The organism is Pantoea sp. YR525 (assembly GCF_900116775.1).
Lineage (GTDB): Bacteria > Pseudomonadota > Gammaproteobacteria > Enterobacterales > Enterobacteriaceae > Pantoea > Pantoea symbiotica.
Genome location: NZ_FPBU01000005.1, coordinates 219,255 through 244,987, shown reverse-complemented (window position 1 = coordinate 244,987; position 25,733 = coordinate 219,255). Strand labels below are relative to the sequence as shown.

Here is a 25,733-nt window from a genome sequence, read left to right as displayed (position 1 = left end):
CAGGCTCTCCCGCAGTGCGGAAACAACAATGGATAAAGTATGAAGAACTGGAGAATGCTGATTCTTGGTGTAGCGATTACCGCTAACACTGCGTTCGCAGCCCCACAAGTGGTTGATAAAGTTGCCGCTGTCGTGAACAACGGCGTGGTACTGGAAAGTGACGTTGATAACATGATGCGCACCGTGAAATCACAGGCGCAGCAGGCAAACCAGCAACTCCCGGATGACAAAACCTTGCGTCATCAAATCCTTGAGCGCCAGGTCATGGATGCCATCATTCTGCAAATGGGTGAAAGAGCGGGCGTGCAGATTAACGATCAGCAACTGGATCAGGCGATTCAGAACATTGCCGCACAAAACCGCATGAGCCTCGACCAGCTGCGTAGCCGTTTGGCCTACGACGGTATGAACTACAACGTTTATCGTGCGCAGATCCGTAAAGAGATGACGATTGCCGAAGTGCGTAACAACGAAGTGCGTCGCCGCGTCACTATCCTGCCGCAGGAAGTGGATACGCTGGCTTCGCAGGTTGGTGCGCAGAACTCGCAAGGTACTGAACTGAATATCAGCCAGATTCTGCTGCCGCTGTCAGAAAACCCGACGCAGCAGCAGGTTGACGACCAGGAAACGCTGGCTCGCCAACTGGTTGGTCAGCTGAAAGGCGGCGCCGATTTCGGCAAGCTGGCAGTAACTTACTCAGCCGATCCTCAGGCGCTGAAAGGCGGCAACATGGGCTGGGGCAAAATCGAAGAGCTGCCAACGCTGTTCTCGCAGGCGCTGAGCACTGCGAAGAAAGGCGATATCGTCGGTCCAATCCGTTCGGGTGTTGGCTTCCACATCCTGAAGGTGAACGACCTGCGTGGCGAAAGCAAAAGCATCTCTGTAACGGAAGTTCATGCGCGCCACATTCTGCTGAAGCCGTCACCGATCCTGACTGACGCGCAGGCGCAGGCGAAGATCGAACAGATCGCGGCCGACATTAAAAGTGGCAAAACCACTTTTGCCGCAGCGGCCAAACAGTTCTCAGACGATCCAGGTTCAGCGAACCAGGGCGGCGATCTCGGTTGGGCATCTCCGGAGATTTACGATCCAGCATTCCGCGATGCATTGCTGAAGCTGCAGAAAGGTCAGGTTAGCCAACCGGTTCACTCCTCATTTGGCTGGCACTTGATTCAGTTGCTGGATACGCGTCAGGTTGATAAGACCGATGCCGCGCAGAAAGAGCGCGCCTATCGCATGCTGTTCAATCGTAAATTCGCGGAAGAAGCGCAAACCTGGATGCAGGAACAGCGCGCCAGTGCTTACGTGAAGATTCTGGATAACAATGGTCAGTAATTATCGAGTGGTGATCACGCCCGGCGAACCCGCCGGGATTGGTCCCGACCTCACCGTTCAACTGGCGCAGCAAAACTGGCCAGTTGAATTGGTGGTCTGCGGCGACGGCGAGCTTTTGCGCCGTCGCGCTGCTTTATTGGGTTTGCCGCTGACGCTGCGTGATTATCAACCTGCAGCAGCGCAACCGCAGCAGGCCGGAACGCTAACGCTGCTGCAGGTCGATACTGCTCAGCCGGTGACCGCCGGTGAACTCAACGTTGCGAACAGCCACTATGTACTGGAAACGCTGGCACGCGCCTGTGACGGCTGTTTGAACGGCGAATTTGCCGCACTAATTACCGGTCCGGTGCACAAAGGCGTGATCAACGATGCGGGCATTCCGTTTACCGGTCATACCGAGTTTTTTGCCGATCGCGCCGGTGGCGATTTAGTGGTGATGATGCTGGCAACGGAAGAGTTGCGCGTGGCCTTAGCCACCACACATCTGCCGCTGAAAGATGTTTCTGCCGCGATTACCCGCGACACGCTGCATGAAGTGATCACCATTTTGCATCGTGATCTGCAGCAGAAGTTTGGTTTACCGAATCCTCATATCTTCGTCTGCGGCCTTAATCCGCATGCTGGCGAAAGCGGCCATATGGGCCGCGAAGAGATTGATACCATCATTCCGGCTCTCAACGAACTGCGCCAGCAAGGCATCCAACTCACCGGACCTCTGCCAGCCGATACGCTGTTCCAGCCGAAATACCTGCAACATGCCGATGCGGTTCTGGCGATGTATCACGACCAGGGCTTACCGGTGCTAAAATTTCAGGGGTTTGGCCGCGCGGTGAATATCACACTTGGCCTGCCCTTTATCCGGACTTCTGTCGATCACGGCACCGCGCTTGAATTAGCCGGTCTCGGCCAGGCAGAACCGGGCAGCTTTATCACGGCGCTTAATCTCGCCATCACTATGATCAAGAGCAGTAATGAATAATCGCGTCCATCAGGGGCATTACGCCCGTAAACGTTTCGGGCAGAACTTCCTGAACGATCAGTACATTATCGATAGCATTGTCTCCGCCATTCACCCGCAAAAAGGTGAAGCTATCGTGGAAATCGGCCCCGGCCTTGGCGCATTAACTGAGCCGGTAGGCGAACGTCTGGATGAGCTGACCGTGGTCGAGCTGGACCGCGACCTTGCCGCGCGTCTGCAAACGCACCCGTTCCTCGGTCCTAAGCTGACCATTTTCCAGCAGGATGCGATGACCTTTGATTTCTCTGCGCTGGCGCAAGAGAAAGGGCAGCCGCTGCGCGTGTTCGGCAACCTGCCGTACAACATCTCGACGCCGCTGATGTTCCACCTTTTCAGCTATACTGGTTCGATTAAAGATATGCACTTCATGCTACAGAAAGAAGTGGTGAATCGTTTAGTCGCCGGTCCGGGCAGCAAAGCTTACGGTCGTTTGAGCGTGATGGCGCAGTACTATTGCCAGGTGATTCCTGTGCTCGAAGTGCCACCAGAATCGTTCACGCCAGCACCTAAAGTGGAATCGGCCGTGGTGCGTTTAGTGCCGTATATGCAACCGCAGTATCCGGTCAGCGATATTCGTCTGCTGAGCCGCATTACCACTGAAGCCTTTGGTAAACGCCGTAAAACGCTGCGCAACAGCCTGGCTCATATGTTTGCGGCTGGTGCGCTGGATCAATTAGAAATCGATGCCTCGCTGCGTGCAGAGAACGTCTCTGTGGCGCAATATTGCCAACTGGCAAACTGGTTGAGCAAGCATCAGGCTGAAACTCCGGAGAGTTGAGTGCATGAGTGAACTGGCCCGCGTCTGTATCCATGTACATAGTCAGTATGTGGAGTCACAATCCTTGCCCGACGAGGATCGCTACGTGTTTGCCTACACCATCACCATTCGCAATTTGGGGCGCAGCAACGTACAGCTGCGCAGCCGCTATTGGCTAATCACCAACGGCAACGGTCGCGAGACTGAAGTGCAAGGTGAAGGTGTGGTCGGCGAACAGCCGCACATTGCTGCCGGCGGCGAGTATCAGTACACCAGCGGCGCGATTCTGGAGACGCCGATGGGCACCATGCAAGGTCACTATGTGATGATCGATGATGCGGGCGATGAGTTCCACGTCGAGATTCCGGTGTTCCGGCTTGCGGTGCAAACCCACATTCACTAATCCTCCTCCGCCCGGCCCGTCCGGGCGGCGCGTTTTAATCGGACTGACAATGAGTACATACCTGATTGGCGATGTTCATGGCTGTTATGACGAGCTTCGTGCGCTGTTAGCGCAGGTTGATTTCGATCCGCAGCAGGACACCTTATGGCTTACCGGCGATTTGGTGGCGCGCGGCCCCGGCTCGCTCGATGTGCTGCGCTATGTGAAATCGCTGGGTGATTGCGTGCGCCTGGTGCTGGGTAATCACGACCTGCATTTGCTGGCGGTGTTTGCCGGTATCAGCCGCAATAAGCCGAAAGATCGCCTGACGCCGCTGCTGGAAGCCGATGATGCCGATGAGTTGATCAACTGGTTACGTCGTCAGCCGCTGTTGCAGGTGGATGAAGAGAAAAAGCTGTTAATGGCGCATGCGGGCATTACGCCGCAGTGGGATCTGGAGACAGCGCAGATGTGCGCGCGTGAAGTGGAAGCGGTACTTTCAAGCGACAGCTATCCGCTGTTTCTCGATGCGATGTACGGCGACATGCCAAACAACTGGACGCCGGAGCTCAGCGGCCTGGCACGACTGCGCTTTAGCACCAATGCGCTGACGCGCATGCGCTTCTGCTTCCCGAATGGCCAGCTGGATATGATCTGCAAAGAGTCGCCAGAATCTGCCCCGCCACCGCTTAAGCCGTGGTTTAACGTGCCGGGCAAAATCGACAGCGACTATACGCAGATCTTTGGTCACTGGGCATCGCTGGAAGGTAAAGGCACACCGGAACATGTGATTGGGCTGGATACTGGCTGCTGCTGGGGCGGAACATTGACGCTGCTGCATTGGGAAACCAAACAGTATTACGTGCAGGCATCCAACCGCGAACAGGCGATGGCCGAGAGCGCGGTGAGTGCGCATCCGCCGTTAAGTGATACGCCGTAAATAAAAAAGGTCGCCATTAATGGCGACCCTACAGTTATTTGGCAGGACTTTCGTAGGGTGCGCATTTATGCGCACCTGCCTACATAGGCCATCAATGGCGATCATATGCTTAACGGGTGATCAACGGCGATCAAGAATCTCGAAGCAGTAGCTGTGCGAGTTCTGCTCATCAGCGTCGTGGAATTCGCTGAAGGTTGACTGCCACTCGTCCGGCTCGTAATCCGGGAACTGCGTGTCCCCTTCCACTTCCGCATCGATATGGGTCAGGTAAAGACGATCCGCGCGAGCCAGCATCTGCTCGTAAACGCGTCCACCACCAATCACCATCATCTCTTCAACATCACCTGCCGCTTTTACCGCCTCTTCCAGAGATGTCACCCAGGTAACGCCTTCGTGGCTGCCGGGCTGGCTGCTGACCACAATGTTCAAGCGTCCAGGAAGCGGACGGCCAATCGATTCAAAGGTCAGACGACCCATAATCACCGGCTTATTCAGGGTATTACGTTTGAACCACGCCAAATCTGCTGGTAGGTTCCATGGCATGGCGTTTTCCATACCAATAATGCGATCCGCTGCCAGTGCCGCGATCAGACTAATCATGTTAAAAGACCTACTGGAAAAATTGGCGCCATCATACGTAAAGGCGAAACTTTCGTCGATAGGCCGACCCCGCTATTTGCGTAAAGCTCCGATGCCACCGCACTTTTGTTATTGGACAGAGTTTTACACCGACTTTCCCAGCAATAGCGGGGCGAGGAGCCAGAAATTGCTGACGAGGCGGCACAACTCCGCGCGAAACGTCGCATTATCGGTATCGCAGTGTAAAGAAAAGCGCACTCTGTGCGACAAAAGAAAACGGCTCCCGCAGGAGCCGTTGAGACGCTTTAGAAATCGTAGCGCAGACGTACCAGATTCACGTTGCCCAGTGACTTGTCGGTGCTGGAGGTGATGACATATTCGTAGTCGACACGGAAGCCGTAATCCAGCTGCGCACTCACGCCGACGCCGTTATCAATACGTTTGTAGTCACGTCCGTTGACGAACTCCAGACGGTCGCCCATGAAGTAAGGCTGAATAGATTTCACCGCATACTGACCGATTGGGAATTTGTAGCCAGCAAAGTATTCGATGCCCCACGCGTCATCCGCGAAGTAGTTGTTAACGGTGTTGCGTTTGGTTGGTGAGAAGTTCTCATACCAACCGGCACCGGCTGACAGCGTCCAGTTATCCGGTGTCCAGCTGAGCGCGGTGCCGTAGATATTCTGGTCATAGCGTTTGCTGTCGCCATTGTTTGGATTGCGGATATCGGCGCGGGTGTAGTTCCACGCGGTGCCCCATGCCAGATCTTTGGTGATGTGGTAGTTCACGCCCAGCGAACCGCCGCCTTTACGCTTATAGCGCAGGCCGTTACCTGGCAGGAATTCGTTATCTTCAAACAGGTAAGACGCATACACATCCGCATCGCCGAAGGTGTTTTTGTATTTCAGCATTTTGCGCGAACGGTACGAGCCGTCGTAGTCGCCATTGATACCGTTGCCCGGCGCCTGGGCCAGCATGTCGTAATCCCAGATATCGGTTTTCGCACCAACTACATCGTAGTAAACGCTGTTCTGCTGACCAAAGTAGAGTTCACCCAGGGTGGCGCTTTTGAAGCCGGTATAGAGTTGGCGGCGCGAGGTGTTGTTCGCACCATCCGCATGATGATTGTCCCAACCCCACCAGGCTGGGAAGTTAACGCCCAGCTCGTAGTAACCCACCCAGCTTACGTCGTCGAACAGGTAATAATTGGCGGTGAAACGGAAACGTGATCCGCCGTCATAGCCATTACGTTTGTACGACTTGTCGTTGACGCCATTCTGATGCAGGTATTGCGGACGAATACTGCCGCCCACTTTGAAGTCGAGACGGCTCAGCGGATCGCCCGCCTGTGGATCCTGCTTGAGTAAAGTAATTTCCGCCTGGCTGGCGAGTGGCGCCGCTGCGAGTAACGCAGCAATAGCGCTGAGAGTGAAAGCACGCATTTGCATTTTTTATATCCCAGTTAAGGTGAGCGCTCTATTGATGAGCGAGCGAAATAGTACGGTGCGCTGACTGGGATCTTATTTATAAATTTGTGCGGATATTCCGAGGTGTAAGCCTTTCCGCATCAACTGATAAAACATATGTCAAATCAATAGGATTTTTACAGATAAGGATATTCAGCTGCGGGTAAAAGGCCAAAAAAAACGGCTCCCGCAGGAGCCGCTTTATTACTATCAACGAGTGATTATTTAATTTGCGCGTGCATTTCCTGCACTGAAATTACTTGCTCAGTCGGATCCGCGTTCAGCGCCATCGCCGTGGCAAAGCCGCCGTTCAGCGTGGTGTCGTAATGCACTTTGTACTGCAGCGCGCTACGACGAATCAGCTTGGAGTCTTCAATTGCCTGACGTCCCGCCGTGGTGTTGACGATGTAGGTATATTCGCCGTTCTTCAGACGGTCCTGAATGTGCGGACGACCTTCATGCACCTTGTTTACCAGACGTGGATTGATGCCCGCTTCGCCCAGCACCACTGCGGTACCGTGCGTCGCATCCAGCTCGAAACCAAACTTTTGCAGTTTTGCCGCCAGGTCGACGATACGTTTCTTATCGCCTTCACGCACTGACAGCAACGCGCGACCGGTTTTCTTCATGTTGCTCTGCGCACCCAGCATCGCTTTGGCGAAGGCTTCAGCGAAGGTGCGACCTACGCCCATCACTTCACCGGTAGAACGCATTTCTGGGCCGAGGATTGGGTCAACGCCTGGGAACTTGTTGAACGGCAGCACCACTTCTTTCACCGAGTAATACGGTGGAATCACTTCTTTGGTGACTCCCTGCTCAGCCAGCGTTTTACCTGCCATCACGCGCGCGGCAACCTTCGCCAGCGCCACGCCAGTGGCTTTCGACACGAACGGCACGGTACGCGCGGCGCGTGGGTTCACCTCAATCAGGTAAACCTCATTGTCCTTCACCGCGAACTGCACGTTCATCAGGCCACGTACATTCAGCTCGAAGGCCAGTTTTTCCACCTGCTGACGCATCACGTTCTGGATTTCAGTGCTCAGCGTGTAGGCCGGCAGTGAACATGCGGAGTCACCGGAGTGCACGCCCGCCTGCTCGATGTGCTCCATAATGCCGCCAATCAGCACGCGTTCGCCGTCGCAAATTGCATCGACATCCACTTCAACCGCATCATCGAGGAAGCGGTCCAGCAACACTGGCGCATCGTTAGAGACCGATACCGCCGTCTGGAAGTAACGCTTCAGGTCGATTTCGTCGTAAACGATCTCCATCGCACGGCCGCCCAGCACATAAGAAGGACGCACCACCAGCGGATAACCGATACCGGCGGCTTTCTCAACGGCCTGCTCCAGCGTAGCAACGGTGGCGTTAGCCGGTTGCTTCAGGCTCAGGCGATCAACCGCCTGCTGGAAACGCTCACGGTCTTCTGCACGGTCAATCGAGTCCGGGCTGGTACCAATCACCGGAACGCCAGCCGCTTCCAGCGCGCGCGCCAGTTTCAGTGGCGTCTGGCCGCCGTACTGTACGATGACGCCTTTCGGCTTCTCGATACGTACGATTTCCAGCACGTCTTCCAGCGTGACCGGCTCGAAGTAGAGGCGATCCGAGGTGTCGTAATCGGTTGATACGGTTTCCGGGTTACAGTTGACCATGATGGTCTCGTAACCGTCTTCACGCAGCGCCAGCGCCGCATGCACGCAGCAATAATCGAACTCGATGCCCTGGCCGATACGGTTTGGACCGCCGCCGAGAATCATGATTTTTTCACGATCCTGGTTTGGATTGGCTTCGCACTCTTCCTCGTAGGTTGAGTACATATAGGCGGTGTCGGTGGCGAACTCAGCCGCACAGGTATCAACGCGCTTATAAACCGGATGCAGGTTAAATTGCTGACGCAGCTTACGGATTTCGCCTTCAGACACGCCCGCCAGCGCGGCCAGACGCAGGTCGGCAAAGCCTTTACGCTTCAGCGCACGCAGGAATTCCGCATTCAGCGAGTTCACACCTTCGCGCTCAACCTGCTCTTCCAGACGCACCAGCTCTTCAATCTGCACCAGGAACCAGCGATCGATGTTGGTGAGGTTGAACACGCCATCAACCGACATTCCTGCACGGAACGCATCGGCGATGTACCAGATACGGTCAGAACCGGCATCTTTCAGTTCGCGACGAATGCGCGTTAACGCTTCTGGATCGTCGAGGCTGACTTTCGGGTCGAAACCGTTGGCACCCACTTCCAGACCGCGCAGCGCTTTCTGCATCGATTCCTGGAAGGTACGGCCAATCGCCATCACTTCACCCACTGATTTCATCTGCGTTGTCAGACGATCGTTGGCACCGGCGAACTTCTCAAAGTTGAAGCGAGGAATCTTGGTGACGACATAGTCGATAGAAGGTTCGAACGACGCAGGCGTCAAGCCGCCAGTGATGTCGTTCATCAGCTCATCGAGGGTGAAGCCCACCGCCAGTTTCGCCGCCACTTTGGCAATCGGGAAGCCGGTCGCTTTCGAGGCCAATGCTGACGAACGCGATACGCGCGGGTTCATTTCGATGACGATCATGCGGCCATCTTTCGGGTTCACCGAGAACTGGACGTTAGAACCGCCAGTTTCGACACCGATTTCACGCAGTACCGCCAGCGAGGCGTTACGCATGATTTGGTATTCTTTGTCAGTCAGGGTTTGCGCCGGTGCCACGGTGATGGAGTCACCGGTGTGAATACCCATCGCATCGAAGTTTTCGATCGAGCAGACGATGATGCAGTTGTCGTTTTTATCACGCACCACTTCCATCTCGTACTCTTTCCAGCCAATCAGCGACTCATCAATCAGCAGCTCATTGGTTGGCGACAGGTCGAGACCGCGTTCGCAAATCTCTTCGAACTCTTCGCGGTTATAAGCGATACCGCCGCCGGTGCCGCCCATGGTAAAGGAAGGACGGATGATGCATGGGAAGCCAACGACTTCGGTAATCGCCAGTGCTTCTTCCATGGTGTGCGCGATACCGGAACGTGCGGTACCCAGACCAATGCTTTTCATCGCCACATCAAAGCGACGACGATCTTCGGCTTTATCAATGGCATCGGCAGTCGCACCAATCATGGTGACGCCGAACTCAGCCAGCACGCCCTGACGCTCCAGCTCCAGCGCACAGTTCAGCGCTGTCTGGCCGCCCATGGTTGGCAGCACCGCATCCGGACGCTCTTTTTCGATAATCTTGCGCACTACTTCCCAGTGAATCGGCTCGATGTAAGTCGCATCAGCCATTTCCGGGTCGGTCATAATGGTTGCCGGGTTCGAGTTCACCAGAATGACGCGGTAGCCCTCTTCACGCAGCGCTTTACACGCCTGCGCACCGGAGTAGTCAAATTCACATGCCTGGCCGATAACGATCGGGCCAGCACCAAGAATCAGGATGGATTTTATGTCTGTACGTTTTGGCATCGTGGGCTCCTGATTACTTCGCGTTAGAACGGTATGCTTCGATCAGTTCGATAAAGTGATCGAACAGTGGCGCCGCATCGTGCGGGCCTGGGCTCGCTTCCGGGTGTCCCTGGAAGCTGAAGGCCGGTTTGTCAGTGCGATGAATGCCCTGCACGGTTTGGTCGAACAGCGACACATGGGTCACGCGCAGATTGGTTGGCAACTGGCTGTCATCAACCGCAAAACCGTGGTTCTGCGCGGTGATCATCACGGTATTGTTGTCGAGATCTTTCACCGGATGGTTGCCGCCGTGGTGGCCGAGTTTCATCTTGATGGTTTTGGCACCGCTCGCCAGCGCTAACAGCTGATGGCCAAGACAGATACCGAATACCGGGATATCGGTTTTCAGGAATGCCTGAATGGCGTTAATCGCGTAGTCGCACGGTTCCGGGTCGCCAGGACCGTTCGACAGGAAAATACCGTCTGGATTAAGTGCCAGAACCTCTTCCGCCGGGGTTTTTGCAGGTACGACCGTCAGGCGACAGCCGCGATCCACCAGCATGCGCAGGATGTTGCGCTTGGCGCCGTAATCGTACGCCACCACATGGAACGGTAACTCTTCCGCCTTTTTCTGCTCCGGCAGGTCACCTTCCAGTGTCCAGCTACCTTGCTGCCACGCGTAAGTCTCAGCGGTGGTCACTTCTTTCGCCAGATCCATGCCTTTCAAGCCCGGGAACGCCTGCGCTTTCTGCAGCGCCAGTGCGGCATCCGGATTATCGCCCGCAATAATGCAGCCGCTCTGTGCGCCCTTCTCGCGCAGCAAACGGGTCAGTTTGCGCGTGTCGATATCGGCGATGCCAACGATGTTATTGCGCTGCAAGTAAGCTGACAGACTTTCTTCACTGCGGAAGTTGCTGGTAATCAGCGGCAGATCGCGAATAACGAGGCCTTGAGCATGGATTTGGCTGGATTCTTCATCGGCGGCGTTAACGCCAACATTGCCGATATGGGGATAAGTGAGGGTAACGATTTGGCGGGAATAGGAAGGATCAGTGAGGATTTCTTGATAACCGGTCATTGAAGTGTTGAAAACAACTTCTCCCACTGCCGACCCCGTAGCCCCGATGGCCCGACCGTGGAATTGGGTTCCGTCTTCCAGAACCAAGAGCGCTGACTTAATCAAAACATCCTCCAGGGAATAAACAGTCACAATATTTGCATATTAATTCAAAAGCAGTGCCAGAATCAATGCAAAACCCGCCTGAGTACTCGAATTTTGGCAAATTGCGCGCATTCTAATGATCGCCCCGCACCTTGTCTACAACATGTGGTTATTTTTTTGTATATTTCGGGCAACTGAATGTTAAAAACGGTGAAAGGCGATAAAAGAGTGAGATAACTCGGAAAAATAATCGGTTGCCTGACGGCAATAATGACAAAGTGATGCTAACACGCATAAATTTTTGACCAAATGGTCAAAAATAGCCATCACAAGCCTGACAAACGCTCACCAATCACGATAAATAAGCACTTCGCAGTGAAAAACAAACAAAGCATCCATTTACAGATAAAATAAAGGGCAATGATCACATTGCCCTCGTCAATCAAGGTCTTACCGATTGAAATAACCACATCACGATGGTTCACAACACTCACAACATCGATAAATCCAGCACATCACGCATATCATAAAGGCCAGATTTCTTGTTCTTTAACCAACTTGCCGCTTTAACTGCACCATTTGCAAAGGTCATACGGCTGGAAGCCTTGTGGGTAATCTCTACACGCTCACCAATATCTGCAAACATCGCGGTATGTTCACCCACGATATCGCCGGCGCGCACGGTAGCAAATCCGATGGTTTGCGCTTTACGCTCACCGGTATGACCTTCACGGGCATATACCGCGTGCTCATCCAGATTCCACTTCATGGCATCGGCAATCGCCTCGCCCATCGCCAGCGCTGTACCTGATGGTGCATCAACTTTATGACGATGGTGCGCTTCTACAATTTCAATATCCGCGTAGTCGCCCATCACCTTCGCCGCCTGCTGCAGCAGATTCAGCACCAGGTTGACGCCCACGCTGAAATTGGCAGCGAACACGATGCCAATCTCTTCGGCTGCCGCGCGAATCGCCGCTTTGCCGGCTTCATCAAAACCGGTGGTACCGATCACCATCGCTTTGTTGTGCTGGCGACAAAATGCCAGATACTCCAGCGTGCCTTCCGGACGAGTGAAATCGATTAGGACATCGAAGTCATTAACCACCTTTTGCAGATCGTCAGAGACGATTACGCCCGTTTTGCCGATGCCCGCCAGTTCGCCAGCATCAACGCCCAGCAATGACGAACCGCTACGTGCCAGTGCCGCGCCGAGCGCAACACCTTCCGCCTGCTGTACAGCCTGAATCAAATTGCGTCCCATGCGACCCGGCGCACCAACGATTGCAATGCGGATTTCACTCATAATTATTCATTCCTGATACAAATCTATGCATGTAAAGCGTAAACAGGTTAACGGTCAGATAACAGTCACGCCACAATAATAAAGGGATATAAGAATTTTATGCCAGCCGCGAAACATTATCAGTAAAAGCAATCCCGCATGCTGGAAGTGGGATTTCTGGCTGCGACAGGCAAAGAAAAGGCCGAACAATGTCGGCCTGATTTTACTGCGGTGTGAACCGCTTACTGCACATTACGCACGTCAACGCGCAGCTCTTTCGGTACTTCAAACACGATGTTCTCTTCACGGCCAATCAGCTCAATCGCCGCTTCACCGCCGAGCTCACGCAGACGCTGAATCACCTGCTGCACCAGAATATCTGGAGCAGATGCGCCCGCAGTGACGCCGATGATCTGCTTATCTTTGACCCACTCTTCCTGAATGTCATCAGCCGAATCAATCAGCTTCGCTAGCTTACCAGCACGCTGCGCCAGTTCGGCCAGACGGTTCGAGTTAGAGGAGTTTTTCGATCCTACGACCAGCACCACTTCAGCATCTCGCGCCAGCACGCGAACGGCTTCCTGACGGTTGGTGGTGGCGTAGCAGATGTCATCTTTACGTGGACCGATAATCGCCGGGAAGCGCTGACGCAGTGCATCAATCACGTCCGAAGTATCATCGACTGACAGCGTGGTCTGCGTCATAAAGCACAGGTTGCTCTCATCTTTCACGTTCAGCTTGAACACATCTTCCGGCGATTCCACCAGATACATACCGCCGTTGGGATTGCTGTACTGGCCCATGGTGCCTTCCACTTCCGGATGTCCCGCGTGGCCAATAAGAATCGCTTCAACACCTTTGCGACTGGCGCGCGCGACTTCCATATGCACTTTTGTCACCAGCGGACAGGTGGCATCAAACAGCATGGTGAGATTACGCGCTTTGGCTTCGGCGCGAACCGCTTGCGATACGCCGTGTGCGGAGAAGATCAGAATGGCGTTATCCGGTACTTCAGCGATCTCTTCAATAAAGATCGCCCCGCGCTCGCGCAAGCTGCTCACCACGTAGCGGTTATGCACCACTTCGTGACGCACGTAGATGGGCGCGCCGTACATCTCCAGCGCGCGCTCAACGATGCTGATGGCGCGATCAACGCCTGCGCAGAAACCGCGTGGGTTAGCTAACAGGATTTGCATCGTTGGCCTCCAGCGCCGGATCAATCTCCAGCACTTCAATATCAAACTGAATGCGCTGACCCGCCAGCGGATGGTTGAAGTCTACGGTGATTGAGTCGCCGGAAACTTCACGGATCACGCCCGGCATTTCGCTGCCGCCACGGCCGCTAAACAGCATGATGGCACCGACTTCCGGCTCGCCCGCGTCATTAAAGTCACGACGCGAGAAGTACTGAACCAGATCCGGGCTGGTGCCGCCGAAGGCATCTTCCGGCTCGAGGGTAAAGGCGTGCTTATCGCCCACTTTACGCCCCAGAAGTTGCTGTTCCAGCGCGGCTGAAAGGCTGCCATCGCCCAGACAGAACAGCGCAGGTTTGCCGTTGGCGCGCGTCGATTCCGCCGTCGAGCCATCTTCCAGCTTCAGCGTAAAATGCACCAGCAACGCGCTATCGCGCTGAACAGACTCACTCATTTTTTACCCTTTATCTTTTGCCGGTTTGCCGTTCGGGCTGAGAAAACCTTCCAGCACCACCAGCGCCGCGCCGATACAGATGGCACAGTCGGCGATGTTGAAGGTCGCGAAGTGCCAGTCTCCGACATAGAAGTCGATAAAATCGACCACAAAGCCGTGATACGAACGATCAAACAGGTTACCCAACGCCCCGCCGATAATCAGCGCGTAAGCAATATTGGTTAATTTGTTGCTAGCAGCATTGCGATACATCATCACCAACAGCGCCACGACGATAGCAATGGCGATGCCGGCAAAGAACCAGCGCTGCCAGCCGCCTTTGTCGGCCAGGAAGCTGAACGCCGCGCCATAGTTATGCGCATAGAACAGATTCAGGAACGGCATCAGCGGCTGCGTTTCATGCAGCATCATGTTATCCATGACCCACATTTTGCTGCCAAAATCGATGGCGATCACCACCAGCACCAGCCAAAGCCAGCGCAAACCGGTCGAAGAAATAGCTTTACTCATCAGGCAAATTTCCGCTGCTCGCCGTTTCCGGACACGTTAGTGTAGCAACGGCCACATACCGCAGCGTGCTCAGGATTCTGGCCAACGTCTGTAGTGTAATGCCAGCAGCGCGGACATTTCTCGCCTTCTGCTTTGTGCAGCGCGATTTTCAGACCTTTGAACAGTTCGCTCTGCTGCGCTTCATCGCTGGCAGTGGCGTAATCCGCCACGGTTGCGCCTGAAGTTAACAGCACGAAACGCAGCTCATCGCCCAGCGCCTGCAGCTTAGCTGCCAGCTCGGCATCCGCATACAGCGTGACCGTTGCTTCCAGCGCGCCACCGATGCGTTTGTCGCTTCGCGCTTGCTCGATGACCTTGTTCACTTCGCCGCGCACTTTCAGCAGATCATCCCAATAGGCGTCGTTCAGCGCTTCGTTATCCGCCAGACCAAACAGATCCTGGTACCACTCTTCGGTGAACACGTATTTCGCGCGCTCGCCCGGCAGGTAGCCCCAAATTTCGTCTGCGGTGAAGGACATGATTGGCGCCATCCAGCGCACCAGCGCTTCAACGATATGCCACAGCGCGGTTTGGCAGCTGCGACGCGCCAGGCTGTCACCTTTCGCGGTGTACTGACGATCTTTGATCACGTCGAGATAGAACGAGCCCATTTCGATAGAGCAGAAGTGCATCAGACGCTGCACCACTTCGTGGAAATCGTAGTTTTCGTAGGAGTGCACGATATCCTGCTGCGCTGCCAGCGCACGGCCAACCGCCCAGCGATCCACCACCACCATCTCTTCCGGCTTGACGCAATCGGTCGCCGGGTTGAAGCCCGCGAGGTTAGCCAGCAGGAAACGCGCGGTGTTACGGATACGACGATAGCTGTCTGCGGCACGCTTGAGGATTTCGTCGGAGACCGCCATCTCACCGGAGTAATCGGTAGAGGCAACCCACAGACGCAGAATATCCGCGCCCAGCTTATCCATCACATCCTGTGGCGCCACGGTGTTGCCGATCGATTTAGACATCTTGCGGCCCTGACCATCAACGGTGAAACCGTGCGTCAGTACCTGACGATAAGGCGCTTTGCCTTTCATCGCGGTGGAGATCATCAGAGAAGACATGAACCAGCCGCGATGCTGATCCGAACCTTCCAGATACATATCCGGCGTATGGCCACCGAATTCCGGACGCGCATCCACTACCGCGTAGCTGGTTGATCCGGAGTCGAACCACACGTCTAAGGTGTCTGGCACTTTAACGTAGTGGTCAGCGTCGTCGCCCATCAGGTCGCGCGGATCGAGATCCCACCACGCCTGAATGCCGTCCTGCTCAACCAGCTTGGCGACTTTCTCCATCAGCTCCAGTGTATCCGGATGCAGCTGCTCACTCTCTTTGTGCACGAACAGCGCCATCGGCACGCCCCACGTACGCTGACGTGAGATACACCAGTCCGGACGGTTCGCCACCATCGCTTCGATACGCGCCTGGCCCCAATCCGGGATCCACTGCACGCCTTTGATCTCTTTCAGCGACTGTGCACGCAGGCCTTTCTGATCCATGCTGATGAACCATTGTGGCGTAGCACGGAAGATGATCGGCGTTTTGTGACGCCAGCAGTGCGGGTAGCTGTGCAGCAGTTTCTCAACGTGCAGCAGCGCGCCCTTCTCTTTCAACAGCTCAACGATCATGTCGTTGGCTTTAAAGACGTTTACGCCATCCAACGTTGGGTAGGTGCTTGGCAGATACGCGCCATCCGGACCCACAGGATTAGCGGTTTCCAGACCGTATTTCTGACCGATAACATAGTCATCCGGGCCGTGGCCTGGCGCGGTATGTACCGCACCGGTACCCGCTTCCAGCGTCACGTGCTCACCCAGAACCACTTTCGATTGGATCTGCTCAAGGAACGGATGCTGGAACAGTTGCAGCTCCAGCGCCGCGCCGTTGCATTCGCCCAGCACTTTCCAGTCGCTGATGCCGGCGCGCTTCATCACGCTCTCAACCATCTCTTTGGCGAGAATCAGGCTACGACCTTCAATCTGCAGCAGCTGATATTCAAATTCCGGATGCAGCGAGATACCGCGGTTGGCTGGCATGGTCCACGGCGTGGTGGTCCAGATCACCAGTGAAACCGGGCCTTCTGAAGCGGCGACGCCAAACTTCGCCCGCACTGCATCGGCATCAACGGCATTGAACATCACGTCGATGGATGGCGAGGTTTTGTCGTAATACTCCACTTCCGCTTCAGCCAGTGCCGAGCGGCAATCCATGCACCAGTGCACCGGCTTAGCGCCTTTGTGCAGATGGCCGTTGCCGATGATTTTACCCAGCGCACGAATGATGTTGGCTTCGGTCTGGAAGTTCATCGTCAGGTAAGGACGATCCCAGTCACCCAGCACGCCGAGTCGGATGAAGTCATTTTTCTGACCTTCAACCTGCTCCGCCGCGTATTGGCGGCAAGCGGCACGGAATTCAGCCGCGCTGACTTTCTCGCCCGGCTTACCAATCATCTGCTCAACTTTGTGCTCAATCGGCAAACCGTGGCAGTCCCAACCAGGAACGTACGGCGAGTCAAAGCCCGCCATGCCTTTCGACTTGACGATAATGTCTTTCAGAATCTTGTTAACTGAGTGACCAATATGAATGCTGCCGTTCGCATAAGGAGGGCCATCATGCAAAATAAAGGTTTTTTTCCCTTTCTTGGCTTCGCGGATGATGCCGTACAGGTTGTCATCATACCAACGTTGCAGCATTCCCGGTTCGCGCTTGGCCAGATCGCCACGCATCGGGAACCCCGTTTCCGGCAAATTCAGGGTAGATTTATAGTCACTCATCAGATTCTCGATTCCGTATTTCGGTCATTAAACCGGTGTTTTTAGCCCAAAGAATTGGCGGGCCGTCACCACATCTTTCGCAATTTGTTCTTTCAGCGCGTCCAGCGAAGCGAAACGCTGTTCATCGCGAATCTTCTGTTTCAGCACCACTTCAATGTGACGCCCATAGAGATTCATATTTGTGTCGAGCAGGTGAACTTCAAGCTGCTGACGTAAACCTTTTACCGTTGGGCGCGTACCAATATTGGCCACGCCGGGCAGCGGCTGATCGCCGAGGCCCAACACTTCTACCGCAAATACGCCTTTAACCGGCGTAACGGTGCGACGCAAAGGGAGATTAGCCGTTGGGAAACCGATGGTGCGCCCAAGTGCATCGCCGTGCACTACGCGACCTGAGATGCTGAACGGATGGCCCAGCAGCGCTTCGGCTTGCGTAAAATCATCCTGCGCCAGCGCCTGACGAACGGCGGTGCTGCTGATGCGCTTGCCGCTATCGCAATAGGTTTGGGTGCTGATGACTTCAAAGCCATACTCCGCACCGGCTTTCTGTAATAACAGGAAATCCCCCTGGCGACCAGCGCCGAAGCGGAAATCATCGCCGACGGCCAGGAACTTGACGTTCAGCTTGTCCACCAGCAATTCAGAAATAAAACTCTGCGCCGAATGCGCAGCGAAGCGACGATCAAAACGTACGCAGAGTACGGCATCAACGCCCGCTTGTTCGAGGTACTTCAGCTTTTCACGCAAACGCGTAAGGCGCGCCGGGGCTTTATCGCCGGCAAACAGCTCAAGCGGTTGTGGCTCAAATACCATCACCACCACCGGCAGATTGCGTTTTCGTCCTTCAGCAATCAATTCAGCCATCAAAGCCTGGTGGCCGCGATGTACGCCGTCGAAATTACCAATGGTCAGGACGCAGCCGCGATGCTGCTCTTTCAGATTATAAATACCGCGGATAAACTTCATGGCTGACTCAAACCGGTGGAAATCGGCGGATTATACCCTTGAATGGCGTTTAGGTTAACCCGTATACGTGCCTTTCCTGCTTCTGGCGCGGCTTATTCCACGCGTAGCCAGTTGCTTAGCAAGGATCTGAAGATTTTTGCTGCGAAATACTGTATTCAACGCCGCGTTGCTGGTAGAATCCTGCGCCATCAATTACGTAATCGAGTGTTGTTTTTAAAACGACGCTTATTTGCACAAATCCATTGACATAAGAAGGCGCAAAAGGCATAGTCCTCGGCCTTTGATTTGTCCATATAGATCACATTTGGGAGTTGGACCTTGGCTAATATCAAATCAGCTAAGAAACGCGCCGTAACATCTGAGAAACGTCGCAAGCATAACGCAAGCAACCGTTCAATGATGCGTACTTTCATTAAGAAAGTATACGCGGCTATCGCAACAGGCGACAAAGCTGCTGCGCAGAACGCATTCAACGAAATGCAACCACTCGTGGACCGTCAGGCTGCTAAAGGTCTGATCCACAAAAACAAAGCTGCACGTCATAAAGCAAACCTGACTGCTCAGATCAACAAACTGGCTTAATCGCCCGTCTGTTAATCGCTTTGTAAAAAAGAACCGGCGCTTAGCCGGTTTTTTTATGCCTGCAATTCAGTGGAAAACAGCGTACTAAAGTCGCGATGGCAGATCCGCTGTACCGCCGGATGCTGAATCATTCGTTCGGCAAAGATCACGTGATACTCCTCCATCACCGCATCCAAACGCCCAATCTCTTTAATAGCATCATCACGGTAAATCTCGTCCCCATATAATGTGGGAGCCACAAATATCGCGTTGTTCAGCGCACCAAATGCCTTCATTAATGCCGCATCATCAAACTCACCCAGAATCTCCACCTGTAAGCCCTGGCTGTGGATCCAGTTCAGCAGTTTGCGGCCCAGCATCGAGCGACGGCCCGGAATCAGCAATTGACGCTCTTCCAGACAGGCGGGAAACGGCAGCGTCGGTAACGGCGTGTTACACCAGAAGCTGATCGGACATTCGCCCAGCTTGATCGAAAACAGCCCTTCCTGCTGAGTGGAATCAATTGGGCAATCGGAGAGGATCATATCCAGCTTGTGCTGGCTTAGCTGTTCCAGCAGCATCTCGTGCGTTGATTCAAAGCAACGCAGGTGGATTCGCTCTTCAGCCACCACCGCAGCCTCCAGCACCTTGCTCACCAACTGCTTTGACAGCGCATCCGCCACGCCAACATCGAACAGCAGATGCGACTCTTTGCGGTAGTTAACGATATCGAGCATCTCCTGACTCAGCATGAACATGCGATCGGCATAGCGGAACACCAGTTGCCCAAGCTCATTGGGCACCAAACCGCGTCCCTGACGGCGAAACAGCACGCCGCCGAGTTGCTCTTCCAGCGATTTAATTTGGCCGGTAACCGTCTGTGGCGCCAGGCACAGCACATCCGCCGCGCGCACCACCGAGCCGGTTTTACACACCTGCCAGAAATAGTAGAGATGATTAAAATTGAGCTGATTCATCGGCAAAAAAAGGAGGCTTTCGCCTCCTTCCTCTCTTAACGCAGTTTAATTCGTAGCAGCGTGTAGCCAATGACCGCCGAAAGCAGCGAGCCACTGAGAATCCCCAGTTTGGAGAAGGTCACCAGTTGCTCGTGGGCGGCATCAAACGCCAGCGAACTAATAAAGATCGACATAGTGAAGCCGATACCGCATAGCACACCAATCGCCATGATATCGCGTATGGTGGTACCTCCCGGTAGCACTGCCAGCCGCCACTTGACTGCCAGCCAGCAGAACAGCGTGATGCCCAACGGTTTACCAATCAGCAAGCCGAGAATGATGCCCAGCGGCTCTGGCGACAGCGCATCCATAAAGGTAATACCGGTCAGCGAAATACCGGCGTTAGCGAAAGCGAACAGCGGCAGAATCAGCCAGTTGACCCACGGCATTAAACCATGCGCCAGATGCTCGGCCGGAGAATGGCCGTTCTTCTCTTCCAGCGGCACGAAGAAGCCAACAATCACGCCCGCCAGCGTTGCATGGACACCAGACTTGAGCACCGCCGTCCACAGCACAATACCGACCAACATATAGATGGCAATGTTACGCACGCCGCAGCGATTAAGAATCGCCAGCAGCACAATCGCACCGGCGGCAACGCTCAATGACAACACCGAAAGATCGCTGGTATAGAACAGCGCGATGATCACGATAGCGCCAAGATCATCAATAATCGCCAGCGCCATCAGGAACACTTTTAGCGCAGTCGGTACGCGACTGCCCAGCAGCGCCAACACGCCCAAAGCGAAAGCAATATCGGTGGCGGTAGGAATCGCCCAGCCGTTACGCGCAATAGGATCGCCGTGGTTGAAGAACAGGAAAATCAGTCCTGGCACCACCATACCGCCAATTGCCGCGATGACCGGGAAAATGGCGCGATCGCGACTGGCGAGCTCGCCAGTAATCAGCTCGCGTTTCACTTCCAAACCAATCACCAGGAAAAACAGCGCCATCATGGCATCGTTAATCCACAGCAGCAGGTTTTTACTGATGTCTAATGCGCCAAAGCGAATCTGCACCGGCTCAGCAAGAAACGATTGATAACCTTGAGCGGTTTCTGCGCTGTTCGCCAAAATCATCGCCGCAACGGCCGCCAGAATCAGCACCATGCCGTTGCTGGCGTCACTGGCGATAAAGCTTTTCAGCAAGCTTCGAATAGAACGGGATTTGTTCACAACTCCTCCTGAGTAGAGACATTTAGGCTGAGAAGTGTAGCGATTCAGACACCTCGTTAAAAGCAGCTTATGTCTCGTTAATTGCTCGGTAATGCCGATGCATAATCACCTCTTAATGGAATAAGTCCAAATGCAGGTAAAAATAAAGCATATACCAAGCGGCATAAGCCACCAGCAAATACAGCGCAAGCGCCAACAGAAACGCTAGTGTGCTACCGCATGCGGTGCGACAGAGTGGCACTTTGCGCGGCGTGAACAGCACGGCAATCAGTGGAATGATAAATAAGAAATGGCCAATGAAATCGATCATACCGAACGGAATAACCGCGGCGATGACAAAGAACGCCATCAAGCCAATACCAGCATAACCCGCCGCACGACCACTAAAGATATGCCAGGCACAACAAAACTCCACAAAGCCTGCCGCACGGACGAAGAATTCCCAGTCCATGCCCATCGCCAGATAACTATGATCTTCTAACAGATGGTAAAAGAGATCGGGTTGCATGAATTTTTCAATTGCACCCCACAAGAATGAATATGCCAGCATAAAACGTACCAATTCAATGGTTAGGCCACGTACTTTATCGCCGCCTAAGGTTTGCATGATCAGATAGACACCGGTGCCAATAAATACCAGATAATCCAGCATATGGAAGGTGCCGTATAATTGGGTGGCGTAGCTGTAAAGGAATAAGATACCAACGCCAGCAATTAAACTTGTACGGCGGTGAAAAGCGGTCAGAGCAATTAGCGCATGCACATAACGCATCGCCGGATTTTCAACCACTAATTCTGGCGTCAGAATAATATGTGGAAAGCCTAACGTCAGCGTTAAAAAGAATGCTGAAGTACCATAACGCATTATAGCCGGCACGCAATTCTCCAGCAGCGATAATTTCGGTTGCCATTCGGGTACATCAACTGGCGATGCCAGTTTACGATCCAGCACCGAGGTAAGAAATATGACAATGGTTGCAAGGGCCAGCAGTCCCATAAATTCCACAGACTGCAGCATATTCAATAGTGAAGCTGGGCGATTCTCGGTGTTGTAATCGACAAACCATTTAACATGCGCAGCGGCAGTTAAAGGCAATAACGCCATGAGAATGAAAATCCCCCGTATATAAAACATGATTACTCCAATCAATTAACTTAATATTCACAAGCATCCCTGATGCCGCCATTGCAAATAAATGCACGTATGACCGCCGAGAGATCAATTTAGATATATAGATTGAAGTAGTATTCAAGCCTTGAATTTGAAAGTAAAACAAATAAATATATTTAATGCATCTTTAATGATTGTTAAGATGAAATTAACGGATTTTAATATCATTAATAATGAATATAAAAAAAGCGGAGAGTTTCCTCTCCGCTTTTTATACATCTAAGACGGGATTAACGCGTTAAATCGTCAAAGAACTTCTTCACACCGTCGAGGAAGCTTTTGGAGCGCGGGCTGTTTTTCTCGCCGCTTGGGCCACCAAAACTCTCTTCCAGTTCACGCAGCAGCGCTTTCTGTTTGTCGTTGAGGCTGACTGGCGTTTCCACCACCACACGACACAGCAAATCACCTACCGCGCCGCCACGCACCGATTTCACGCCTTTACCGCGCATGCGGAACAGCTTGCCGGTTTGCGTTTCAGAAGGCACTTTCAGGTTCACGCGGCCATCAAGCGTCGGCACTTCAATCTCGCCGCCCAATGCTGCCATCGCGAAGTTAATCGGCACTTCGCAATACAGGTTGTTATCTTCACGCTCGAAGATCGGATGTTTTTTCACCGAAACCTGAACGTACAGATCGCCCGCTGGTGCGCCGTGTTCGCCCGCTTCACCTTCGCCGGTCAGACGAATGCGATCGCCGGTATCCACGCCTGCAGGAATTTTCACCGACAGGGTTTTACTGCGCTCAACGCGACCATGACCATGGCAAGCATTGCACGGATCTTTAATCACTGAACCGCGACCGTGACAGGTCGGACACGCCTGCTGCACGGTGAAGAAACCCTGACGCATCTGCACCTGACCAGCACCATGACAGGTATGACAGGTCTGCGGTTTGGTTCCCGCTTTCGCGCCGCTGCCGTGGCAGACGTCGCACTCTTCCAGAGTTGGAATGCGGATCTCTTTGGTCACGCCGCGTACCGCTTCTTCCAGCGTTAGCTCCATGTTGTAGCGTAAATCGGCGCCACGTGAGGCACGCTGACGGCGGCCACCACCAAAAATATCGCCAAAGACGTCGCCAAAGATATCGCTGAAGTCAGCACCGCCGCCGCCGAAGCCGCCACCACCGCCCATGCCACCTTGTTCAAAGGCTGCATGACCATATTGGTCGTAGGCCGCACGCTTCTGTGCGTCGGTCAGAATTTCGTAGGCTTCCTTAATTTCTTTAAACTTCGCTTCGGCTTCTTTATTGTCCGGATTACGGTCCGGATGGTATTTCATCGCCAGGCGCTTATAAGCCTTTTTGATTTCACGCTCATCTGCGGATTTAGAGACGCCTAAGATCTCGTATAAATCACTCTTAGCCATATTTGTTCTGCCCTTAACATGATCGCACGGGCGTGGAGAAATCTCCTACGCCCGTGCTGGTTTCAACGGCTGTCAGGCCAGCCGTCGCGCCCGGTCAGGGGCAATTATTTTTTGTCTTTAACTTCTTCGAACTCAGCGTCGACAACGTCGTCATCTTTCTGTGCAGTTGCATCGCCTGCATCAGCTGCCTGACCCTGCTGCTGTGCCAGCTCCATCAGTTTGCTGGACACTTCCATCAATGCCTGCATTTTGGCTTCGATGTCTGCTTTGTCTTCGCCTTTCAGCGCGGTGTTCAGCTCGGTCAACGCCGCTTCGATTGGTGCTTTATCTTCAGCAGACAGTTTGTCGCCCGCTTCGTCCAATTGCTTACGGGTGCTGTGCGAAATCTGATCGCCCTGGTTACGGGTCTGAACCAGCTCTTCGAACTTACGGTCAGACTCGGCGTTCGCTTCCGCGTCACGCACCATTTTTTCGATCTCTTCTTCGTTCAGACCAGAAGACGCCTTGATGGTGATCTTCTGCTCTTTACCGCTGTTTTTGTCTTTCGCCGACACGTGCAGGATACCATCCGCATCGATATCGAAGGTCACTTCGATCTGCGGCATGCCGCGCGGTGCAGACTGAATACCGTCGAGGTTGAACTGGCCCAGTGATTTGTTATCGCCTGAACGCTTACGCTCACCCTGCAGCACGTGAATGGTCACGGCAGACTGGTTATCTTCAGCAGTCGAGAACACCTGGCTGTGCTTAGTTGGGATGGTGGTGTTCTTGCTGATCAGCGAAGTCATCACGCCGCCCATGGTTTCGATACCCAGCGACAGCGGGGTAACGTCCAGCAGCAGAACGTCTTTCACTTCACCTGCCAACACACCGCCCTGAACCGCAGCACCAACGGCTACCGCTTCATCCGGGTTCACGTCTTTACGTGGCTCTTTGCCGAAGAACTCAGTCACTTTGGCCTGAACCATTGGCATACGCGTTTGACCGCCCACCAAGATGACGTCGTTGATGTCTGAAACAGACAGACCCGCATCCTGCAGAGCCACTTTCAGCGGCTCGATTGAGCGAGATACCAAATCTTCAACCAGAGATTCCAGCTTCGCACGCGTTACTTTGATGTTCAGGTGCTTAGGACCTGTCGCATCCGCCGTGATGTACGGCAGGTTAACGTCGGTCTGCTGCGCTGAAGAGAGCTCGATTTTGGCTTTCTCTGCCGCTTCTTTCAGACGCTGCATTGCCAGCGGATCGTTGTGCAGATCGATGCCCTGATCTTTCTTAAATTCGGCCACCAGATAGTTAATCAGACGGCTATCGAAGTCTTCACCACCCAGGTGGGTATCACCGTTGGTTGCCAGAACTTCAAAGGTTTTCTCGCCATCAACTTCGTCGATCTCAATGATTGAGATATCGAAAGTACCGCCGCCCAGGTCGTATACCGCGATGGTGCGGTTGCCCTGACCTTTATCCAGACCGTAAGCCAGTGCTGCTGCGGTTGGTTCGTTGATGATACGTTTTACTTCCAGACCCGCGATACGGCCGGCGTCTTTGGTCGCCTGACGCTGCGCATCGTTGAAGTAAGCTGGAACGGTAATAACCGCTTCAGTTACAGCTTCACCGAGGAAATCTTCCGCGGTTTTCTTCATCTTTTTCAGCACTTCAGCAGAGATCTGCGGCGGTGCCATTTTTTGGCCCTTCACATCAATCCATGCGTCGCCGTTATCCGCGCCGATGATTTTGTAAGGCATGATTTTAATATCACGCTGTACTTCTTCGTCCTGGAAGCGACGGCCAATCAGGCGCTTGATCGCAAACAGGGTATTCTGCGGGTTGGTCACAGACTGACGTTTAGCCGGTGAACCAACCAGAGTTTCGCCATCCTGTGCATACGCAATAATCGACGGCGTGGTGCGGTCGCCTTCGGCGTTTTCCAGCACGCGTGCTTTACCACCATCCATAACTGCAACACATGAGTTGGTTGTACCCAAGTCAATACCAATAATCTTACCCATCTAAACATCTCCCACTTAAATTCTTTGCCAATTAGGGTTGTGAAACAGAGATGCGGTCAAACTGACCACTTTCAACTGCTGAAGCAGGCTTTTTTTGCTGCCTCACAACGCTCGATGACAAGTAAATGGGGCCGGTTCGATGCGCATCA

The 25,733-nt window shown here is 53.8% G+C and carries 21 protein-coding genes; 6 read left to right on the top strand and 15 right to left on the bottom strand.

Going from position 1 to position 25,733, the window contains the following annotated elements; genetic code table 11:
- Positions 1 to 39 precede the first annotated feature (39 nt).
- The 5 genes from surA to apaH are packed head-to-tail and all read left to right on the top strand — an operon-like array spanning position 40 to position 4,432.
- The gene (surA, locus tag BM323_RS12345) at positions 40 to 1,335 is read left to right on the top strand and encodes a peptidylprolyl isomerase SurA (protein ID WP_008108645.1); all 1,296 of its coding nucleotides are present in this window, start codon (positions 40 to 42) and stop codon (positions 1,333 to 1,335) included.
- Positions 1,325 to 2,314 (top strand): 4-hydroxythreonine-4-phosphate dehydrogenase PdxA, encoded by a 990-nt coding sequence (pdxA, locus tag BM323_RS12340; protein WP_008108646.1) that lies wholly within the window; start codon positions 1,325 to 1,327, stop codon positions 2,312 to 2,314. Before surA ends, pdxA begins: the two co-directional genes overlap by 11 nt.
- Positions 2,307 to 3,131, top strand: a complete 825-nt coding sequence (rsmA, locus tag BM323_RS12335; protein WP_008108647.1) for a 16S rRNA (adenine(1518)-N(6)/adenine(1519)-N(6))-dimethyltransferase RsmA — start codon at positions 2,307 to 2,309, stop codon at positions 3,129 to 3,131. The genes pdxA and rsmA overlap by 8 nt, the downstream gene beginning before the upstream one ends.
- Before the next feature lie 4 nt (positions 3,132 to 3,135).
- A complete protein-coding gene (gene apaG, locus BM323_RS12330; protein WP_008108648.1) occupies positions 3,136 to 3,513 on the top strand; it encodes a Co2+/Mg2+ efflux protein ApaG in 378 nt (125 codons plus the stop codon).
- Positions 3,514 to 3,562: 49 nt separating this feature from the next.
- The gene (gene apaH, locus BM323_RS12325; protein ID WP_008108649.1) at positions 3,563 to 4,432 is read left to right on the top strand and encodes a bis(5'-nucleosyl)-tetraphosphatase (symmetrical) ApaH; all 870 of its coding nucleotides are present in this window, start codon (positions 3,563 to 3,565) and stop codon (positions 4,430 to 4,432) included.
- A 120-nt stretch (positions 4,433 to 4,552) separates the two neighbouring features.
- Here apaH and folA read toward each other — a convergent pair whose 3' ends face one another.
- From folA to ribF, 10 genes are all read right to left on the bottom strand, one after another.
- Positions 4,553 to 5,032, bottom strand: coding sequence for a type 3 dihydrofolate reductase (folA, locus tag BM323_RS12320; protein ID WP_008108650.1), 480 nt, complete (start codon positions 5,030 to 5,032; stop codon positions 4,553 to 4,555).
- Between the two features lie 284 nt (positions 5,033 to 5,316).
- The gene (locus BM323_RS12315) at positions 5,317 to 6,459 is read right to left on the bottom strand and encodes a porin (protein WP_008108651.1); all 1,143 of its coding nucleotides are present in this window, start codon (positions 6,457 to 6,459) and stop codon (positions 5,317 to 5,319) included.
- A 239-nt stretch (positions 6,460 to 6,698) separates the two neighbouring features.
- Positions 6,699 to 9,920 carry a carbamoyl-phosphate synthase large subunit gene (gene carB, locus BM323_RS12310; protein ID WP_008108652.1) on the bottom strand — a complete coding sequence of 1,074 codons (3,222 nt, stop codon included), beginning with the start codon at positions 9,918 to 9,920 and terminating at the stop codon, positions 6,699 to 6,701.
- A gap of 13 nt (positions 9,921 to 9,933) precedes the next feature.
- Entirely contained in the window at positions 9,934 to 11,082 is a 1,149-nt protein-coding gene (carA, locus tag BM323_RS12305) for a glutamine-hydrolyzing carbamoyl-phosphate synthase small subunit (RefSeq protein ID WP_008108653.1), read from the bottom strand.
- A 469-nt stretch (positions 11,083 to 11,551) separates the two neighbouring features.
- Positions 11,552 to 12,367, bottom strand: coding sequence for a 4-hydroxy-tetrahydrodipicolinate reductase (dapB, locus tag BM323_RS12300; protein ID WP_008108654.1), 816 nt, complete (start codon positions 12,365 to 12,367; stop codon positions 11,552 to 11,554).
- A 221-nt stretch (positions 12,368 to 12,588) separates the two neighbouring features.
- Complete coding sequence (gene ispH, locus BM323_RS12295; protein ID WP_008108655.1) at positions 12,589 to 13,542, bottom strand: 4-hydroxy-3-methylbut-2-enyl diphosphate reductase; 954 nt, start codon at positions 13,540 to 13,542, stop codon at positions 12,589 to 12,591.
- A complete protein-coding gene (fkpB, locus tag BM323_RS12290) occupies positions 13,523 to 13,993 on the bottom strand; it encodes an FKBP-type peptidyl-prolyl cis-trans isomerase (RefSeq protein WP_008108656.1) in 471 nt (156 codons plus the stop codon). The genes ispH and fkpB overlap by 20 nt, the downstream gene beginning before the upstream one ends.
- 3 nt (positions 13,994 to 13,996) lie before the next feature.
- The gene (gene lspA, locus BM323_RS12285; protein ID WP_008108657.1) at positions 13,997 to 14,503 is read right to left on the bottom strand and encodes a signal peptidase II; all 507 of its coding nucleotides are present in this window, start codon (positions 14,501 to 14,503) and stop codon (positions 13,997 to 13,999) included.
- On the bottom strand, positions 14,503 to 17,322 hold the full coding sequence (gene ileS / locus BM323_RS12280) for an isoleucine--tRNA ligase (protein WP_091003766.1): 2,820 nt from the start codon (positions 17,320 to 17,322) through the stop codon (positions 14,503 to 14,505). The genes lspA and ileS overlap by 1 nt, the downstream gene beginning before the upstream one ends.
- Before the next feature lie 27 nt (positions 17,323 to 17,349).
- Positions 17,350 to 18,288, bottom strand: a complete 939-nt coding sequence (gene ribF / locus BM323_RS12275; protein WP_008108659.1) for a bifunctional riboflavin kinase/FAD synthetase — start codon at positions 18,286 to 18,288, stop codon at positions 17,350 to 17,352.
- A 318-nt stretch (positions 18,289 to 18,606) separates the two neighbouring features.
- Here ribF and rpsT point away from each other — a divergent pair, with 318 nt between their 5' ends.
- Entirely contained in the window at positions 18,607 to 18,870 is a 264-nt protein-coding gene (gene rpsT, locus BM323_RS12270) for a 30S ribosomal protein S20 (RefSeq protein ID WP_036619798.1), read from the top strand.
- A gap of 53 nt (positions 18,871 to 18,923) precedes the next feature.
- Here rpsT and nhaR read toward each other — a convergent pair whose 3' ends face one another.
- The 5 genes from nhaR to dnaK all read right to left on the bottom strand — a co-directional run bounded on the left by nhaR (position 18,924) and on the right by dnaK (position 25,584).
- Entirely contained in the window at positions 18,924 to 19,826 is a 903-nt protein-coding gene (gene nhaR, locus BM323_RS12265; protein WP_008108661.1) for a transcriptional activator NhaR, read from the bottom strand.
- Between the two features lie 35 nt (positions 19,827 to 19,861).
- Positions 19,862 to 21,040 (bottom strand): Na+/H+ antiporter NhaA, encoded by a 1,179-nt coding sequence (gene nhaA, locus BM323_RS12260; protein ID WP_008108662.1) that lies wholly within the window; start codon positions 21,038 to 21,040, stop codon positions 19,862 to 19,864.
- Between the two features lie 112 nt (positions 21,041 to 21,152).
- Positions 21,153 to 22,175, bottom strand: coding sequence for a DoxX family membrane protein (locus tag BM323_RS12255; RefSeq protein ID WP_008108663.1), 1,023 nt, complete (start codon positions 22,173 to 22,175; stop codon positions 21,153 to 21,155).
- Positions 22,176 to 22,441: 266 nt separating this feature from the next.
- Positions 22,442 to 23,575: a molecular chaperone DnaJ gene (dnaJ, locus tag BM323_RS12250; RefSeq protein WP_008108664.1), complete on the bottom strand. Its 1,134-nt coding sequence runs from the start codon at positions 23,573 to 23,575 to the stop codon at positions 22,442 to 22,444.
- A 104-nt stretch (positions 23,576 to 23,679) separates the two neighbouring features.
- Entirely contained in the window at positions 23,680 to 25,584 is a 1,905-nt protein-coding gene (gene dnaK, locus BM323_RS12245) for a molecular chaperone DnaK (protein ID WP_008108665.1), read from the bottom strand.
- Between the last annotated feature and the right edge of the window lie 149 nt (positions 25,585 to 25,733).